At 71.5% G+C, this 17,447-nt stretch carries 17 protein-coding genes and 1 riboswitch; of the genes, 10 read left to right on the top strand and 7 right to left on the bottom strand.

Annotated elements, in window-relative coordinates; translation table 11 throughout:
- Position 1: 1 nt before the first annotated feature.
- Together ACIBHY_RS04420 and ACIBHY_RS04425 are read right to left on the bottom strand one after the other, a co-directional pair.
- Positions 2-1,675, bottom strand: a complete 1,674-nt coding sequence (locus ACIBHY_RS04420) for an ABC transporter substrate-binding protein (RefSeq protein WP_397305930.1) — start codon at positions 1,673-1,675, stop codon at positions 2-4.
- Between the two features lie 95 nt (positions 1,676-1,770).
- On the bottom strand, positions 1,771-2,664 hold the full coding sequence (locus ACIBHY_RS04425; RefSeq protein WP_397256055.1) for an MBL fold metallo-hydrolase: 894 nt from the start codon (positions 2,662-2,664) through the stop codon (positions 1,771-1,773).
- A 113-nt stretch (positions 2,665-2,777) separates the two neighbouring features.
- Between ACIBHY_RS04425 and ACIBHY_RS04430 the strand changes: the two genes are divergently transcribed.
- A complete protein-coding gene (locus ACIBHY_RS04430) occupies positions 2,778-3,641 on the top strand; it encodes a LysR family transcriptional regulator (RefSeq protein WP_397305932.1) in 864 nt (287 codons plus the stop codon).
- Here ACIBHY_RS04430 and ACIBHY_RS04435 read toward each other — a convergent pair.
- From ACIBHY_RS04435 to ACIBHY_RS04445, 3 genes are all read right to left on the bottom strand, one after another.
- Positions 3,629-4,801, bottom strand: coding sequence for a glycosyltransferase family 4 protein (locus ACIBHY_RS04435; RefSeq protein WP_397305933.1), 1,173 nt, complete (start codon positions 4,799-4,801; stop codon positions 3,629-3,631). The two genes, ACIBHY_RS04430 and ACIBHY_RS04435, sit on opposite strands and share 13 nt — an antisense overlap.
- Positions 4,798-5,640 (bottom strand): sulfotransferase family protein, encoded by an 843-nt coding sequence (locus ACIBHY_RS04440; RefSeq protein ID WP_397305934.1) that lies wholly within the window; start codon positions 5,638-5,640, stop codon positions 4,798-4,800. The genes ACIBHY_RS04435 and ACIBHY_RS04440 overlap by 4 nt, the downstream gene beginning before the upstream one ends.
- 238 nt (positions 5,641-5,878) lie before the next feature.
- On the bottom strand, positions 5,879-6,790 hold the full coding sequence (locus ACIBHY_RS04445; RefSeq protein ID WP_397305935.1) for a hypothetical protein: 912 nt from the start codon (positions 6,788-6,790) through the stop codon (positions 5,879-5,881).
- Positions 6,791-6,975: 185 nt separating this feature from the next.
- On the opposite strand from ACIBHY_RS04445, the gene ACIBHY_RS04450 reads away from it, so the two are divergent.
- From ACIBHY_RS04450 to ACIBHY_RS04475, 6 genes are read left to right on the top strand one after another with little or no spacing between them, the layout of a single operon-like run.
- Positions 6,976-7,695 carry a GntR family transcriptional regulator gene (locus tag ACIBHY_RS04450; protein ID WP_397305936.1) on the top strand — a complete coding sequence of 240 codons (720 nt, stop codon included), beginning with the start codon at positions 6,976-6,978 and terminating at the stop codon, positions 7,693-7,695.
- Between the two features lie 2 nt (positions 7,696-7,697).
- Positions 7,698-7,925, top strand: coding sequence for a ferredoxin family protein (locus ACIBHY_RS04455; RefSeq protein ID WP_184961290.1), 228 nt, complete (start codon positions 7,698-7,700; stop codon positions 7,923-7,925).
- A gap of 16 nt (positions 7,926-7,941) precedes the next feature.
- The gene (locus tag ACIBHY_RS04460; RefSeq protein ID WP_397305937.1) at positions 7,942-9,309 is read left to right on the top strand and encodes an ABC transporter substrate-binding protein; all 1,368 of its coding nucleotides are present in this window, start codon (positions 7,942-7,944) and stop codon (positions 9,307-9,309) included.
- Entirely contained in the window at positions 9,306-10,076 is a 771-nt protein-coding gene (locus ACIBHY_RS04465; RefSeq protein WP_397305938.1) for an ABC transporter permease, read from the top strand. Before ACIBHY_RS04460 ends, ACIBHY_RS04465 begins: the two co-directional genes overlap by 4 nt.
- Positions 10,073-10,807: an ABC transporter ATP-binding protein gene (locus ACIBHY_RS04470; RefSeq protein ID WP_397256039.1), complete on the top strand. Its 735-nt coding sequence runs from the start codon at positions 10,073-10,075 to the stop codon at positions 10,805-10,807. The genes ACIBHY_RS04465 and ACIBHY_RS04470 overlap by 4 nt, the downstream gene beginning before the upstream one ends.
- Positions 10,808-13,459, top strand: a complete 2,652-nt coding sequence (locus ACIBHY_RS04475) for a fumarate reductase/succinate dehydrogenase flavoprotein subunit (RefSeq protein ID WP_397305940.1) — start codon at positions 10,808-10,810, stop codon at positions 13,457-13,459.
- A 27-nt stretch (positions 13,460-13,486) separates the two neighbouring features.
- On the opposite strand, the gene ACIBHY_RS04480 is transcribed toward ACIBHY_RS04475, so the two are convergent.
- A complete protein-coding gene (locus ACIBHY_RS04480; protein WP_397305942.1) occupies positions 13,487-14,098 on the bottom strand; it encodes a PepSY domain-containing protein in 612 nt (203 codons plus the stop codon).
- A 126-nt stretch (positions 14,099-14,224) separates the two neighbouring features.
- Positions 14,225-14,347: riboswitch (cobalamin riboswitch) on the top strand.
- A gap of 39 nt (positions 14,348-14,386) precedes the next feature.
- On the opposite strand from ACIBHY_RS04480, the gene ACIBHY_RS04485 reads away from it, so the two are divergent.
- Genes ACIBHY_RS04485 through ACIBHY_RS04495 form a run of 3 tightly spaced genes read left to right on the top strand, consistent with a single transcriptional unit; the run spans position 14,387 to position 17,201 of the window.
- Positions 14,387-15,397 carry an ABC transporter substrate-binding protein gene (locus tag ACIBHY_RS04485; RefSeq protein WP_397256033.1) on the top strand — a complete coding sequence of 337 codons (1,011 nt, stop codon included), beginning with the start codon at positions 14,387-14,389 and terminating at the stop codon, positions 15,395-15,397.
- Positions 15,398-15,405: 8 nt separating this feature from the next.
- Entirely contained in the window at positions 15,406-16,431 is a 1,026-nt protein-coding gene (locus tag ACIBHY_RS04490) for a FecCD family ABC transporter permease (protein ID WP_397256031.1), read from the top strand.
- Positions 16,428-17,201, top strand: coding sequence for an ABC transporter ATP-binding protein (locus ACIBHY_RS04495; protein WP_397305943.1), 774 nt, complete (start codon positions 16,428-16,430; stop codon positions 17,199-17,201). The genes ACIBHY_RS04490 and ACIBHY_RS04495 overlap by 4 nt, the downstream gene beginning before the upstream one ends.
- A gap of 105 nt (positions 17,202-17,306) precedes the next feature.
- Here ACIBHY_RS04495 and ACIBHY_RS04500 read toward each other — a convergent pair.
- On the bottom strand, positions 17,307-17,447 hold a 141-nt coding region (locus tag ACIBHY_RS04500), incomplete at its 5' end, for an integrase core domain-containing protein (protein WP_397305958.1).

Raw genomic sequence — 17,447 nt, forward strand, 5'->3', positions numbered from 1 at the left:
GTCACTTCTTGACGCCGATGACCGCGTAGTCGAGCTGGGCGGCCCAGACCGGGTGGTTGACCGCTCCCATGACGTTCTTGCCCACCAGGTAGCCGCGCTTCTCCAGGTAGAGCGGCGCCTGCGGCAGCTGACGCATGATCTGGGAGTCGAGCTCCTGCCAGGCCTTGTTGGAGGCGTCCTTCTGGAGGATGGCGTAGATGTCGTCGATCTTCTTGTCGATCGCGGCGTCCTTGAAGTAGGCCACGTTGCCGCTGTTGCCCGTCTTCTTGATGCCGCGGCTGTCGAAGAGCGGCGGGAGGAAGCTGGAGCCGTTGGGGTAGTCGGGGCACCAGCCGTAGACGCCCATCTCGTCGGCCTTGGCCTGGTCGCCGAGCAGGTCGTAGTAGACGGAGCCGTCGACCGCGTTGATCTCGACCTCGATGCCGATCTTCTTCAGGCTCTCCTGGATCGCCACCTCGACGTTGTTCGACGAGCCGGTCGTGGCGGTCAGCTTCACCTTGAGCGGGGTGGCGATCCCGGACTCGGCCAGCAGGCTCCTGGCCTTGGCCACGTCGCCGGCGGGCGGGATCTCGTACACGTCCTGCCTGGCGCCGCCGGTCATGGCGGGCGGCAGGTAGGCGGTGGCGATGTCGGCCATGTTCGGCCCGCCCATCGCGGTCTGCACCGACTCCTTGTCGAGCGCGTAGTGAATCGCCTGGCGCACCTTCGGATCGTCGAGGGGCTTCTTGTTCATGTTGAACACCAGCGTGCTCGTGCAGCCCGTGACGCCGGTGAACAGGCGTTCCTTCGCCCGCGGGTCGGGAAGGATCTTCGACAGGCTCTGCGGTCCCGCCGAGCCCCAGGCCACGGCGGTGGCGTCCGCGCCCGACGCGGCGATCAGGCGGTCGGTGACGGTGTCCTTGTCCTGGCCCTGCTTGACGTGGATCCGGTCGGGCAGCGCGAGCCGTACCGTGTCGGTCGCGGGGTCCCAGTGCTCGTTGCGCACGAGGACGAGCTCCTTGCCGCGGTCGTACTTCTCGATCTTGTACGGGCCGGAGGAGAAGGGGCGGTTGTCGTACTCGACCTTGGTGTCCTTGGCCGGGGGCACCGGAGAGAAGGTGGTCAGCGTGACCGTGTACGGGAACTCGCCGGCCGGGCGCCTGAGCTTGAAGATGATCGTCTTGTCGTCGGGAGTCTCGATCGAGTCGAGGCTCTTGCCGTCGTAGGGGCCCTTGTAGTCCGTGCCGCCGACGAGCAGCTTCTGCGCGTAGTCCGGCCCGCTGCTGATGTCGGGGGACATCGAGCGCTCGACGTTGTACTTGATGTCGGCGGCCTTGATCGGCGTGCCGTCCTCGTACTTGAGCCCGTCCTTGAGCGTGAACTTCCAGGTCGTGCCGCCGTCCGCGGAGGTGCCCAGGTCGGTGGCGAGGTCGGGAACGATCTCCGAGCTGCCCGCCTTGTAGGTGGTCAGCGTGCGGTAGATCAGGCGGGTGCCGAACATCATGTCCGGCATGGTCCAGTTCCGCGCGGGATCCAGGTGCCCGAAGTCGCTGATCGCGAGGACGGTGAGCGTTCCGCCCTTCGTGCCGCCCTCTTCGGCGGGCCGGTCGCCGCTCGCTTGCCTGACGCCTCCGCAGGCGCCGCATAAGAGGGCCGCGACGGCCAGCAGGCCGAGCTTCTTCGGCATCGTTTTCATGATCGCTCCGTTGCTGATCTGGTGCCTGTGCGGGTCCCCGAAGACTGCTGTATAACATTGCACATTGCACATAGCACTACAAGAGTGGATCTGGATCAGCTCGGGTGCTCGGCGCACAGGCAGCCGACCCCGCGTTCGATCCACTCCCGCATCCGCCACTCGGGATGCCGTTCCACCAGGAGGGCGGTGACCTCCCGCGCGATCGTCTCCTCCGGCATGGCCGAGTCCCTGCGCCTCCAGGTCTCCTCGCGCAGTTCCCTGAGGTAGTCCCGGACCTCGGCCAGCAGGCGCGCGTCGCCGACGGCGCCGTGGCCCGGCACCACCACCCGGGGCCGCTCCCCGGACAGCCGCTCCATGACCTCGATCCAGCGCACGCCCGAGACGTCCGTGTCGTGCGGCGGAAACCACGGGAAGATGGCGAACTGCCCGGCCTCCGCCAGATCTCCGGTGAACATCACGCCCGCGTCGGGGACGGTGATCACCTGGTCGCCCTTGGTGTGCGCGCGCCCGGTCGGACGCAGGCGCACCACCCGGCCGCCGAGATCGAGTTCGCGGGAGCCGTCGTAGGTGACATCCGGAACGGGCACCCGGGCGCCCTCCAGTTCACGCGCGACCGGCTCTCCCAATCCACCGAACATGGCGAGATATCCGGCGCCCTTGACGGCCATGTCGTCGGCCTGCGCCGCGTTGACGAGAAAGGTCGCCTCTTCGCCGAACGCGCTCGCGCCGAACGCGTGCTCCGGATGGAAGTGGGTGGTGGTCAGGTACAGGCGGCGGCCTTTCGCGTACTCGGCGGCGAACGCGAGCACCTTCGCGGCGTTGCGCGGGCCCAGGCCGGTCTCGACGACCAGGACCGCCTGCGTGCCGCCGATCACGCCGATGTTCGGCACCAGTTCCACGTCCCGGTTGGGGATCACCACGAGGTCGCGGCCCAGTTCCTGAACGTCCGTGACGTCCACGACGGGATCGGGATGGGAGTATCCGGACATGCGGCGCTCTCCTTGACATAGAGGACTGATCGCGTCCAGTGCAGCACCGCGCCGGCCGCGCCGTCCAAGTCCGGCTGGGTGGCGCCGATACCGTGCGGGTATCGTCGCGGGTCATGGAGCTACGCACGCTGCGCTACTTCGTGGCGGTCGCCGAAGAACTCCACTTCGGCCGGGCCGCCGCCCGGTTGCACATGAGCCAGCCGCCGCTGAGCCGGGCCATCAGGCAACTGGAGTCCGACCTGGGCGCCACGCTGCTGCTCCGTTCCGCCGCGGGCGTCACCCTCACCGCCGCCGGCGCGGCGCTGCTGGACGACGCGCGCACCCTGCTCGACCAGGCCGACCGGGTACGCGCCCGCGTCGCCGTGGCCGCGGGTGCATCGTCGATCACCGTCGGCTTCCTGAGCGACAGCGCCGACCGGGGCGCGACGCGGCTGGCCACCGAGTACCGGCGGTCGCACCCCGGCGTCGAGGTCCGCATCCGCGACGCCGACCTGACCGATCCGACCTGCGGGCTGCGCGCCGGACTCGTCGACGTGGCGCTGACCCGCGGGCCGTTCGACGAGAGCGGCCTGAGCGTGCACGTGCTGCGCGCCGACCCGGTGGGCGCGGTGCTGCGCGCCGACGACCCGCTGGCCGGCCGCGATCACCTGACCCTGGCCGACCTGGCCGGACGGCGCTGGTTCCAGTTCCCCGACGGGACCGATCCGATCTGGCAGGCGTACTGGAACGGGGGGCTGGCCAGGGAAGGGCCGGTGGTGCGGGCCGTACAGGAGTGTGTGCAGGCCGTGCTCTGGAACGGGACGGTCGGACTCACCCCGCTCGGCCACCACCCGCCCGCGGAACTGGCCGTGGTGCCGCTGACCGACATGGCGCCCAGCCGGGTGGTGGTGGCGTGGAACGAGGGTGACGCCAACCCGCTCATCCGCTCGTTCGTCCGGACCGCGGTGGCGAGCTACCGCGAGCGTCAGGGCCAGTAGCTGTCGGTGACCGGCTCGCCGCTCAGCAGTTCGCCGAAGAAGTCCTCCCACATCGGCATCACCACCTCGATCGCGTATCCGCCCGCGGTACGCGCCGCCGCCGCCCCCATCCGGAGGCGTTCGGCGCGGTCGGACATGAGGCGGTCGAGGGCGGCGGCGAAGGCGCCGACGTCTCCGGGGGCGATGATGAGGCCGTCGCGGCCGTCGGTCAGCACGTCGGCCGGGCCGGTCGGGCAGTCGAAGGCGACGATCGGCAGCGCGTGGGTCATGGCCTCGATCATGACCATGGGCAGGCCCTCGAAGCGGGAGCTCAGGGCGAAGACGGAGGCACCGGCGAGCTTGGCGTCCAGGTTCTGGGTGCGGCCCATGAGGCGGGCCCTGGCCTGGAGGCCGTGGTCGCGGATGAGGGCGGTCAGCTGGGGGTGTTTGGGGCCGGTGCCGTAGATGCGGAGTTTCCACTCGGGGTGCCTGGCCGACACCTGCGCGAAGGCGGGGATGAGCAGGTCGAAGCCCTTCTGGTGGACCAGGCGGCCGGCCGCGATCACCACCGGGTTGTTCTGCGTGGCGGCGGCGGTGCCGTCGGTGTGCACGGCGTTCGGGATGCGGACGACGGGGGTGGCGGGCAGGGCGGTGCGGTACTCGTCCCGGCTGGCGGCGGTCAGGACCGCCACGGCGTCGAGCTTGGCGTAGTGGCGCAGGATCTGCGCGCGCACGGGCTCGCGGTAGGCCGACAGCGGCATGTGCTCCTGCGCGACGCGGACCACCCGGCGCGAACCGCGGCGCGCGGCGATCAGGCTCAGCGCGGGCCGGGTGGTGACCAGGACGCCGCCGCGCACCCCGGCCACGTAGTCGATGACGGAGCGTTCCACACGCTCGGTGAAGTAGTCGGCGGCGAACTCGCCGGGCGGCACGACCTTGCCGCGCACGCGCCGCCACGCCTTGCGCGCCGTGGAGTCGGCGGCGATCCCGTCACGCTGGTCGACCAGCGTGGACACGCGCAGCCGCGGCTCGAAGGGGAAGTGCGGCTCGTCGCGGCGGCGTACGACGCTGACGACCTCCACCTCGTGCCCGAGGCGGGCCAGCGCCCCGGCCTGGCCGAGGACGGTGCGCACGGTGCCGCCCATGCCGTAGGCGTGCAGGAGCAGGTAGCGGACGTTCATGGTGTGTATCCCCACGCCTCGCAGATGGGCCCGAGGATCTCCGGGGTGCCGGACGGGGTCTCGCGCGCGGGCTGCACGACGCCGGAGGCGATCTTGTCCGTCCAGTCGCCCAGGCCCTTGCGGATCACTTCGGGCCGGCCGTACTCGATCATGCCGGGCTCCCACGCGAGGCCGAGGAAGCCGCAGACGGCGCGGGTGGCGCGCTCGGGGGCCGCGGTGAGGTGCTCGTAGCGGACGGTCGGTCCCGGCAGGGCCTCTCTCGCGCGCTGGACCGCGTTCATGTAGCGCAGCGCGTCGGCCGCCGCCTCCTCGCGGGTACGCCGCTCGGGCGCGGCCTCGTACCAGGAGGCGGCGATCGCGGCCGGATGCCGCACCAGGAACACGAACCGCGCGTCCGGCCAGCACGTGGCGAGCCGCCGGTAGGCGAAGGCGTTGGCGGGCGTCTTGTCCACCAGGTACGGCTTGCCGCTGCGCACCAGCTCGCGATGGAGCACCCGGTCCCACAGCAGGTGTTCCAGATCGGCGCGGTTGTGCCCGAGTTCGGTCATGGCGTGCTGCGCGAGCCTCGTACCGAATCCGACGGTCAGGCGGCGGATGTGCAGCTCGTGCGGGGCGTGCAGCTGGGAGTGCGCGTTGAGCATCGCCCGCAGCAGCGTCGAGCCGGAACGCACCGGGCAGATCACGAACACCGGCGCGACGAGCAGCCGATCGGTGCCGGGATGGGCGGGCGGCCGGACGGTCCCGAGCTCAGCGGGACGGGTTTCTCCCTTTTCCGGGCGCTTGAGTTGGTATCCCGTGTATCTGGCCAGCGCCTTGTTGAACCTGCGCTGCCATGTCATGCCGCCGGACGGTACTCCGCGAATCTGAAGCCCAGCTGGCAGCCATATCCTTTGCCCTTTTTAGGTTGTTTGCCGCGTACCTATTGTTAAGAATCTTTCGAGAAACCTGGTCAAGGGAGTCAGGACAATGATCGCCTGGATTGTGTTGTTCTACGCAACGCTGACGGTCGTCGGAGTATGGGCGACCGTGCGGCTGACATGCCCACGCCGCCAGAAGCTCCCCGCGCAGGCGGACCCCTCACGCGTCCCGGCCCGCACTTCCTAGCGGAACCTCCTTGCGGAACTTCAGCAGGAAGATGTTGCGCGGGTCGCGGCCCTGCCATTCGAGGATGGTGCGGTGGAAGGTGGACTCGGCCTGGTGCGGCTGGATCGTCGCGCGCACGAGCCCGCTCGGGCTGAACTCCTCCATGACGAACTCCGAGATCGGAAGATCGCAGATGAGGCGGCCGACGATGCGGTCCACGCCTTGGGTCGCCACCCTGCCCATCGTGAAGATGATGTAGTCATGCTCGCGTTCCCTGGTGAACGTGTCGTTCCACCGGCAGCTGACCTTGAGGAAGAACTCGCCGCCCGGCGGCAGCGGGGGATCGAACGCGATCGCGATGGCCTTGAACAGGGGCATGTCCTTGACCAGCTCGACCTTCGGGTCCTCCTCCGGCCTGAGCATGTCCACGACCGTGATGTCGAGGGCCTTGGCGGTGGTCGGCCGGTCGCCGTAGAACTTGACGTGGAGCCGCTCTGACGGATGTTCCGTGGCGTTGTGCCCGCGAAGGGTCCAGTTGTACGTGCCGTCGTCACCGTGGATCGCGTATTCCTCGGTCACATGGGTGAAGTGGTGAACGTAGTCGGCGCGCGGCTCCTCGGTGAGATAGGAGACGAAGCCGGACAGCCCTTGGGTGAGGCTCTGCAGGTGGGCGCTCTCCTGGGTGTGGGCCGTCAGCTTCTGGCAGCGGGCCTCCAGCTGCCGGATCTCCCTCTGCCCGGTGTGGATGCGGGTGGCCAGCATGGCCGTGATCACCAGGAGGGCGTACACCACCAGAGGGAGGATCTGCTGGGTCAGGTTCCAGATCGCCACCCCGAGACCCAGATATCCGACCAGTGCGCCGCCGAGTCCGGCGATCTGCGCCAGGCCCCACCTGTCTTGTCTCACTCGCCTCCTCCGCCAGAAGGTGTGAAAGATACGGAAATGTCGCCCAGCGTCAGAGAGTAGTGGAGGGGGTCTGGCGCCGCAGGCAAGTGGCAGATCTTGGCTGGTCGTGCTGGTGGGGTGGGTGGGCGGGTGGCGCAATCTCGCCGTTATCCCTATTAACCTACCGGATTGCTAGGTTAGGCCGTGTGGAGACACGGCGACGGGCGGATCGGGCCCGGCAGGTGGCCGATCTGCTGCGCGGGCAGATCGTGGACGGGCAGTTCGGGCGTGGCCGGTTGCCCCGGGAGGCGGCGCTGGCCCGTGACTTCCGGATCTCGCGCAACACCGTCCGCGCCGCCCTCGACCTCCTGCGGGAGGAAGGGCTGGTCGAGCGGTGCCCCGGCGTGGGCACCACGGTGGCGGCGCAGAAGTACCCCCACGGGCTGCACCGGCTGCTCGGACTCGCCGAGACCCTCCACGAACACGGCGAGGTGGTCAACCTCGTCCGGACCATGACCCTCATCGAGCCGCCCGCCGCCGTCAGCCGGCGGCTGCGGGTGCCGCCGGGCGAGGCGGTCGTCTACCTCGAACGGCTCCGGCGGCTCAACGGCGTGCCGCTCTCCCTCGACCTCACATACCTGGTGCGCGCGGTCGGCGAGCCGCTCTTCGACGCCGACCTGGCGCACAACGACATCTTCGTCCTGCTCGAAGCCATCGCCGGGCAGCCGCTCGGCACGGCCGAGCTCAGCCTGGAGGCGGTCAACGCCGACGCCCACACCGCCGCCGCGCTCGAAGCGCCGCGCGGCGCCGCGCTGCTCATGGTGGAGCGGCTCACCCACCTGTCCGACGGCCGCCCGGTCGACCTGGAGTTCATCCGCTTCAGGGGCGACCGGCTGACCATGCGCGGCCACCTGAACCGGGAGTAGCCATGGCTCTGATCACCCAGCGGGTCGAGGTGCCCGTCACCATCGACGAGTCCCTCTGCATCGACGGCTGCACGCTCTGCGTGGAGGCCTGCCCGCTCGACTCGCTCGCGATCAGCGACGAGACGGGCAAGGCGTACATGCACGTCGACGAGTGCTGGTACTGCGGTCCGTGCGCGGCCCGCTGCCCCGTCGACGCCGTCACCATCGACATCCCCTACCTGCTGCGCTGAGCTGAAAGGACGAGCCATGCGCGTGGTCCTCGCCGCCGCCCTCCTGCTGGCGCTCGCCGGCTGTTCCCTGTCCGGTACGGCCGCCGCCCCCGGCAAGAAGAAGCTGGTCGTCGGCTACCAGTCCAAGACCATCAACACCGTGACAGCCGGAACCCTGTTGCGCGAGCTCGGCTACCTGGAAAAGCGCCTGGGCGGCGGGTACGCCGTCGAGTGGCAGGATCACGACACCGGTGCCCCGATCACCGCCAAGATGGTCGCCGGGAAGATCGACATCGGCTCCATGGGCGACTACCCGCTGCTGATCAACGCCGCCCGCGCCAAGAACACCGAGCTGGTCTCGATCACCGGCTACAACCTGCGCGGCGGCCTCAACATGGTGGTCGTCCCGCCCGCCTCGAAGGTCACCACCCTCGCCGGGCTCAAGGGCGCCAAGGTCTCGGCCAGCGTGGGCTCGGCCGGGCACGGCACGCTGGTCCAGGCGCTGGAGAAGGCCGGGCTCGACCCGGCGGCCGACGTCGAGGTGGTCAACCACCAGCCGCCGGTCGGCGCCTCGCAGCTGGAGGCCGGCGGCGTGCAGGCGTACGCGCAGTTCGTGGCCTGGCCGGGGCTGCTGGTCTTCCAGGACAAGGCCAAGCTGATCTACGACGGCTCCGCCCTGCGGGTGCCGACCTTCCACGGGGTGGTGGTCCGCGAGCCGTATGCGAAGGAGAGTCCGCAGGTCGTGGACGCCTTCCTGAAGGCGCAGCTGGACGCCACCCGCTACCTGCACGACAACCCGCTGCGCGCGGCTGAGCTGGTGGCGAAGGCGACCGGGCTGCCGCCCGAGGTGGTCTACCTGTACAACGGGCCCGGCGGCATCGCGACGTTCGACGTCACGCTCAAGCCGCAGCTGAAGGCCGCCCACCAGCACGACATTCCCTACCTCAAGCGCATAAGTCAGGACTTCGCCGGGGTGGACCTCTCCCGCTTCGTCAACGACTCCTACCTCCGCGAGGCGTACGGCCCCGCCTACGACGCCGACACCGCCTCGACCGCCAACCCCGCGAAGATCACCGGCGCCGATCCGGCCTGCGGCGTCCCCGTGACCGACCCGCGTACCGCCTCGGAGCTGTGGCTGGCGGCGGGCGGCACCCGGCCCGCCGCCACCCCCACCTGCCTGCTGCGCCAGATCGCCGCCGCCGGGGCGGGAGAGGTCCGCGCCGCGTACGTGCCCGACGCCGCCACCGGCACCCGCTGGTTCGCCGACAAGTCGGTCTGGCTCCGGGAGAAGGGCGACTACCTGCCCTTCACCACCCGCGACGGCGCCGACGCCTACCGCGCGGCGCACCCGGGCGCCAAGCCCGTCACCTACGCCGAAGCCCTGGAGAAAGAGGCGGCGCGATGAGACAGGCCGCCAGGATCGGCTCGCTGCTGGCCGCCGCCGCGCTGTGGCAGGTGCTCACCGTCACCGACGCCCGCCTGTGGCTGCGCTTCGACCGGCTGCCGTCACTGGACGAGGTCGCGGTGCGCTTCGCCGCCGAGCTGACCACCTCCCTGTACTACCTCGACCTGCTGCAGAGCCTGCTGCGCATCCTCACCGGCTTCGCCATCGCCGCCGTGGCCGGGGTCGCGGCGGGCGTGCTGGTCACCCGTTCGCGCCGGGCGGGGCCGTTGCTGCTGCCGCTGCTGGAGGTGGTGCGGCCGATCCCGGCCATCGCGCTGGTGCCGATCGCGATCCTGCTGTTCCCCGCCGACGAGCAGGGCATCGTCTTCATCACCTTCGCCGCCGCCTTCTTCCCGATCATGGTGAGCACGCGGCACGCCGCACGCGCGCTGCCGACGCTCTGGGAGGACGCGGTCAGGACGCTCGGCGCCGGTCGCCGCCACGTGCTGTGGCACGTCGTGCTGCCCGGCATCCTGCCCGGCGTGTTCGGCGGGCTGTCGGTCGGCATGGGCGTGGCCTGGATCTGCGTGATCTCCGCGGAGATGATCTCCGGCGAGTTCGGGGTCGGCTACCGCACCTGGAACTCCTACACGCTGGTCGACTACCCCGCCGTGATCGTCGGCATGGCCACCATCGGCCTGCTCGGCTGGCTCACCTCCGCCGCCGTCGAGCTGGCCGGGCGCCGGGTCACCCGCTGGCTGCCGCGCGGGGAAGGGAGCGTCACGTGACCACGCTGACCGAGCGGCCCCCCGCCGTGCGCGGGCTGGCCTTCGCCGTCGAAGCGCTCACCCTCGGCTACGGCCGCGCGCCCGTGCTGCGCGAGCTGGACCTGGCGATCCGGCCGGGGGAGGTGCTGGCCGTGGCGGGCGCTTCGGGGTCGGGCAAGTCCACGCTGCTGCGCGCACTGGCCGGGCTGCTGGCGCCCGCCGCCGGCCGGGTCCTGGCCGACGGCGTCGTGGTGGCCGCCACCTCCGCCGATCGCGCCATGGTCTTCCAGGACGACGGCCTGCTGCCCTGGCGGACCGTGCGGCGCAACGTGGAACTGCCGCTCGCGCTCAGGAAGGTGCCGCGGGCCGCGCGCCGGGCAGCGGCGGCGTCCTGGCTGGACCGCGTGGGCCTCACCGGGTCGGCCGGCCTGCTGCCCCGCGAGCTGTCCGGCGGCATGCGGCAGCGGGTGCAACTCGCCCGCGCGCTGGCCGGGGCGCCGCGGGCCGTACTCATGGACGAGCCCTTCGGCGCGCTGGACGCGCAGACGCGCGCCGAGATGCAGCGGCTCCTGCTCGGAGTGCTGCGTGAGACCCGCGCCACCGTCGTGTTCGTCACCCACGACGTGGACGAGGCGCTGCTGCTCGGCGACCGCGTCGCGGTGATCGGCGGCGGCGCGCTGCGCGCGGTGATCGAGGTCCGCCCAGAAGACGATCGCGACGACCTGCGCGCCCGCGTGCTGAAGGAGCTGTAGATGAAGATCCCCGAGCTGAGCGAGCGCCTGGAGCTGGAGTGCGAGGTGCTCGTCGTCGGCGGCGGCACCGCCGGCACGATGGCCGCGATCACCGCGGCCGAGCGCGGCGCCCACGTCCTGCTCCTGGAGAAGGCCCACGTACGGCACAGCGGCGCCCTGGCCATGGGCATGGACGGCGTCAACAACGCGGTCATCCCCGGCAAGGCCACCCCCGAGGACTACGTCGCCGAGATCACCCGCGCCAACGACGGCATCGTCAACCAGAAGACGATCTACCAGACGGCCACGCGCGGCCACGAGATGGTCCGCCGCCTGGAGCGCTACGGCGTGAAGTTCGAGAAGGACGAGTACGGCGAGTACGCCGTGCGGCGCGTGCACCGCTCGGGCAGCTACGTGCTGCCGATGCCGGAGGGCAAGGACGTCAAGAAGGTCCTCTACCGGGTGCTGCGCAGGCGCGACATCCGGGACAAGGTCCGTATCGAGAACCGTGTCATGCCCGTCAGGGTCCTGGTCGACGACGGCAGGGCGGTGGGGATCGCCGGATTCGACACCCGCTCGGGCGCCTTCGTCACGGTCAGGGCGGGCGCGGTGATCCTGGCCACCGGCGCCTGCGGCCGCCTCGGCCTGCCGGCCAGCGGCTACTTGTACGGCACCTACGAGAACCCCACCAACGCCGGCGACGGCTACGCGATGGCCTACCACGCCGGGGCCGAGCTCAGCGGCATCGAGTGCTTCCAGATCAACCCGCTGATCAAGGACTACAACGGGCCCGCCTGCGCGTACGTGGCCAACCCGTTCGGCGGCTACCAGGTCAACAACAGGGGCGAGCGCTTCGTCGACTCCGACTACTGGTCGGGCCAGATGATGGCGGAGGTGGCGGCCGAGATCGCCTCGGCCCGCGGCCCCATCTACCTGAAGCTGACCCATCTGCCGGACGAGACGATCAGCGCGGTGGAGACGATCCTGCACTCGACCGAGCGGCCGACCAGGGGCACCTTCCACGCCGGGCGCGGGCACGACTACCGCACCCACGACGTCGAGATGCACATCTCCGAGATCGGCCTGTGCGGCGGCCACTCCGCCTCCGGCGTCTGGGTGGACGAGCACGGCCGGACCACCGTGCCCGGCCTGTACGCGGCGGGCGACCTGGCCTGCGTCCCCCACAACTACATGATCGGCGCCTTCGTCTTCGGCGACCTGGCCGGAGCCCACGCCGCCGCCGCGGCCACGCCCGTGCCCGCGACGTTGCCGCAGGGGCAGGTGAGCGCCGCCCACGAACTCGTCTACCGCCCGCTGCGCAACCCGGACGGGCCGCCCCAGCAGCAGGTCGAGTACAAGCTGCGCCGCTTCGTCAACGACTACGTCGCCCCGCCCAAGACCGCCGCCAGGCTGGACCTCGCGCTGGAGTCGTTCGAGCGCATGCGCGAGGAGATCGCCTCGATGGGCGCCCGAACCCCGCACGAGCTGATGCGCTGCGCCGAGGTGGACTTCATCCGCGACTGCGCCGAGATGGCCGCCCGCGCCTCCCTCACCCGCACCGAGAGCCGCTGGGGCCTCTACCACGACCGCGCCGACCTGCCCGCCCGCGACGACGGCGCGTGGCTGTTCCACCTGAACCTGCGCAAGCGCGCCGACGGCGCGATGGAGTTCCTCAAGCGCCCGGTCGAGCCCTACCTGGTCCCGGTCGAGGAGTTCGCGCCGTCCGCCGCCGCCCCCGCCGTCCTGGCCGCGCACACCTCCGCCCCGGTACGGCGGGCCGCCCCCGTCACCACCGAGCGCACCGGCGTGGGCCGCCGCTCCCCGCGCATACTCGAGCTGCACCGCCTGGCCGAGGAACAGCCCACCACCGAGCAGCTCGCCCCCTACCTGGCCGACCCCGACCCCAAGGTGCGCAGGGCCGCGATCGCCACCCGCACCGAGACCGTCCCCGACGGCGCCGGCCCCGCCCTGGTCGCCGCCCTCGCCGACGAGCACGGCACGGTACGGCGGGCCGCCGCCACCGGCCTGCGCGAGCTCGCCGAGGTGCTCCGCCCGCCCCTCGACCTGGACGCGGCGCTGGCCGGAGGCGACGCGCTCGTCCGCGCCACCGCCCTGGACCTGCTGCGCGCGCTGCGCCTGGGCGGCAGAGACGTCTTCGCCGCCGCGATCGCCGACGCCGACCACCGGGTGCGCATCGAGGCCATCCGCGGCCTGGTCTCGCTGGACGAGCCGGACCTGGTAGCGGCCGCCGCCGGCGACCCGTCGCGGGAGGTACGAGTCTGGGTGGCCAAGGGGCTCGGCATCATCGGCAAGCCCGCGCCCGTGCTGGAGACGCTGGCCGCCGACGCCGACCCGCTGGTCAGGGCCGCCGCCCTGGAGTCGTCGGCCGGTGCGGGCGGGCCGCTGGTGGCGGCGGCCGTACAGGCGATGGACGACCCGCGGTGGCAGGTGCGGGTGGGCGCGGCCCGCGCGCTCGCCGCCGCCGACCGCGCCAGTGCGCCGGCGCCGCTCGTGGCGGCGCTGTCGGACGAGAACCTCGACGTGCGCAAGGCGGCCGTGCTGGCACTGACCCGCTGGGCGGACACGGCCGAAGCGGGCGCGGCACTGGAGGCGGCGCTGGGCGATCCGGACGCGGACGTGCGCGCTTACGCGCGACGGGCGCTGGCCGGGTAGCGCCGCCTCCTCAGCCCGTCATGTGCGTCAGCCGGTCGATTCCGGCTCGGCTGACGGCGAGACCACGCTGCCGTCGTCCGCCTTGATCTTGACCTTCGCCTTGGTCCCGTCTGCGGCGGTCACGTCGGCCTCCCAGACCACCGTGCCGTTGTCCCTGTCCAGGGACAGCTCGGTGATCTTGCCGTCCGGGTACTCGCCGGCGACCTTCTCCGCGGCGTCGGAGTAGGTGGTCTTGGCCGCCTCGGCCTGCGCCTTGTGCTTGGCCTTCTCCGCGTCGTCGTCGGCCTCCGCCGACGGCGTGCCGACGACCTTCCAGGTCATCGCGTCGACCCGGACCTTGCTCTCGGCGCCGTCCGCGCCGATGATGGTGACCTTCCACACGCCCTCGTCGGAGTCCAGGCCGGTGACCGTGCCCTCCACGGCGGCCAGCGCGGCCTCGCCCGCCTTCTTGACGTCGTCGGCACCGGTACCGGCGTCCGGCGAGCCCATGTCGCTGGGATCGGCCGGCGGTGTGGCAGGACTCTGGACGGCGAGGCCGGCGGTGTTCTGGGCGCCCCCGGAACCGCAGGCCGTGATCGTGAACAGCGCGGCGGCGGCCGCGGCCGCGCGAATAGCGTGCTTCTTAGAATTTTCCCCCATGAGGTGCACGCTGCCCCGAATATCTCCTCGGCATTCCCGCAGGTCAGTAGATCATGAAGGCGTACGGCCTGGTTGGCAGCCCTCCGGATATGCCACGATAGATCCCGAAATAGGCGACGGCGGATCGAGGAAGCCGGTGTGAATCCGGCGCGGTCCCGCCACTGTGATCGGCGAGCGAGCCCCGACGAAGCCACTGCCCTTGCGGGCGGGAAGGCCGGGGTGAGCGTTGACCCGAGAGCCAGGAGACTCACGCGGTCGCCACCTCACGACCTTGGGGCGGATCTCCCCATGAGAGGAACGGTGGACGGCATGCCCTTCCCCGCGAGCCCGCGCGCGCTCGTACCCCTGCTCGTCGCCTCGGCCCTGCTGGCCGGCTGTGCGAGCGCTCCCGCACCGGCCGCCGAACAGGCGGCCGGAGTCCCCGCGGGATTCCCCGTCACCGTCGTCAGCTGCGGCGTCAGCACCACCTACGAGCGGCCGCCCCGCCGGGCCGTCGCGCTCAACCAGCACGCCACCGAGATCATGCTCGCGCTCGGGCTGGAGAAGTCGATGGCGGGCACCGCTTACCTCGATGACGCGATCTTGCCCGAGTACAAGGCCGCCTATGACCGGATCAAGGTACTGGCCAAGGAGTACCCCTCCTTCGAGGCGCTGCTCTCGGCCGAGCCGGACTTCGTCTACGGCGGCTTCGAGAGCGCCTTCGACGCCAAGGAGGGCCGCGGCCGGGACGTGCTGGCCAAGTCCGGCATCGACACCCACGTCAACTCCGAGGAATGCCCGAACGGCCCGGTCACCGCGGCCCAGGCCGAGGAGGAGATCCGTACCATCGGCCGCGTCTTCGGCGTCGGCGAGCGCGCGGAGCGGCAGATCGGCGCCATGCGGACCGTCCTGGACGGCGTTGCGAAGAAGCTCGGCGACGTCGAGCCGGCCAAGGTGTTCGTCTACGACTCCGGCGACAAGACCGCCTTCACCGCGGGCGGCGCCGGGATCGGCAACGAGATGATCAAACTGGCCGGCGGGGCCAACCTCTTCGCCGACCTGCCCAAGGCGTGGGGAAACGTCTCCTTCGAGCAGGTCGCCGAGCGCGCGCCCGAGGTCATCGTCATCTACGACTACGGCCAGACCACGGTCGAGGCCAAGAAGAAGTTCCTGCTGGCCAGCCCAGCGCTCAAGGACGTGCCCGCGATCAAGAAGCAGCGGTTCGCCGTGCTGCCCCTGTCGTCGGCGGTGCTCGGGGTGCGGGTGCCGGCCGGGGTGGAGGCGCTGGCCCGGCAGATCCATCCGGACCGGTTCAAGTGACGCGGGCGGTGCGGCGTGCGCCGTACCCGCTGATCCTCGCGGTGCTCGCCGCCGCGCTGCTGCTGGCCGCGACGGCGGGCGTCGCGGCGGGCTCGGTCGGCCTGCCGTTCGGGGAGGTCTGGTCGATCCTGCTGCACCGGCTCCGGCTGCCGCTGGGCGAGCCCACCTGGCCGGCCGTGCGCGAGACGATCGTCATGGACGTACGGCTGCCGCGGGTGCTGCTCTGCGCGGTCGTCGGCGCCGGGCTGTCGGTCTGCGGCATGGCCCTGCAGGCGCTGGTGCGCAACCCGCTGGCCGACCCGATGCTGCTCGGCGTCTCCTCCGGCGGCACCGTCGGCGCGGTCGCCGTGATGGTGCTCAACCTGTCGGTGTTCGGCGCGCTGACGCTGCCCCTGGCCGCCTTCGCCGGCGCCCTCCTCGCGCTCTTCCTCGTGTACGGCCTGGCCAGAGCGGGCGGCCGGATGACCACGATCCGGCTGGTGCTGGCCGGAGTCGCCACGGCCGAGGTGCTGTCGGCCGTGGCCAGCTTCCTCATCGTCACCTCCAACGACCCGCACAAGGCCGACTCGGCGCTGCGCTGGATGCTGGGCGGCCTGGCCGGCACCACCTGGGACCTGCTCTGGATCCCGGCGGCCGCCGTGCTGCTCGGCACCGCCGTGCTGCTGGGCGTCAGCCGTCCGCTCAACCTGCTGCTGGCGGGGGAGGAGGCCGCCGCCGCGCTCGGGCTGGACGTGCACCGCTTCCGCGGCGCGATGTTCGTGCTGGTGGCGCTGATGATCGGCGCGATCGTCGCGGTCAGCGGGTCGATCGGGTTCGTCGGGCTGATGATGCCGCACGTGGTCAGGCTGCTGGTCGGCGCCGACCACCGGCGGGCGCTGCCTGCCGCCGCGCTCATGGGCGCGGCCTTCCTGATCGCCGCCGACCTCGCCGCCCGCAGCCTCATCGCCCCCGAGGAGATCCCGATCGGCATCCTGACCGCGGTGACCGGCGGCCCGTTCTTCCTGTGGCTCATGCGGAGAAAGGCGGCCCGATGACCCCCGGTGAGCTGCGCGCCGAGGGCGTGAGCGTCGTGGTGAACGGGCGGGCCCTGGTCAGCGAGGTCACCCTGGCCGCCGCGCCGGGGGAGCTCGTCGCGCTCGTGGGCCCGAACGGCGCGGGCAAATCCACCCTCCTGCGGACCTTCTACCGCGCCGTGCGGCCCACCTCCGGGCGGGTGCTCCTGGACGGGGACGACATCTGGCGCATGCCGGCCAAACGGCTGGCCCGTACGCTGGCCGCCGTTCTGCAGGAGTCGCCGGGCTCCTTCGAACTGACCGTGCACGACGTGGTGGCGATGGCGCGCACGCCGTACAAGCGCCCTTTCGAGGGCGACGACGACTCCGACCGGAGCATCGTGCTGGGGGCGCTGACCGAGCTGGACGTCGCCGACCTGGCCGAGGCGCCCTTCGACCGGCTGTCGGGCGGGGAGAAGCAGCGCGTGCTCATCGCCCGCGCGCTCGCCCAGCAGCCGGGCACGATGATCCTCGACGAGCCCACCAACCACCTCGACCTGCGCCACCAGCTCGACGCCCTGCGGCTGGTGCGGCGGCTGGGCGTGACCGCCGTGGTCGCGCTGCACGACCTCAACCTCGCCGCCGCCTTCTGCGCGCGCATCTGCGTGATGGACGGCGGGCGGCTCGTGGCCGACGGCCCGCCCGCCGACGTCCTCACCGAGGACCTGCTGGCCGAGGTCTACCGGGTCGCGGCCGAGGTCCGCCCCCATCCGCGCACCGGTGTGCCCCAGGTCAGCGTGCCCGGCGACTGACCGACCAGGGCCCTGGCCCGATGACTGACCGACCGGGGCCCTGGCCCGGTGACGGGCCGGGCCGCGCGCTGGCCCGGTGACGGGCCTCGCGCTAGGTGTACTCGGTCATGAACTTGGTGTCAGTCGAGTGATGGGTGGCTGGCCGCCGAGGGCTGTGTGGGGTCGTTGGGTGTTGTAGTAGTGCAGCCATGGGCCGAGGGCGTTGGTGCGGTGCTGGTTGCTGGTGTAGGGGCGGCGGTAGGCCCA

The organism is Nonomuraea sp. NPDC050547, from assembly GCF_044457345.1.
GTDB lineage: Bacteria > Actinomycetota > Actinomycetes > Streptosporangiales > Streptosporangiaceae > Nonomuraea.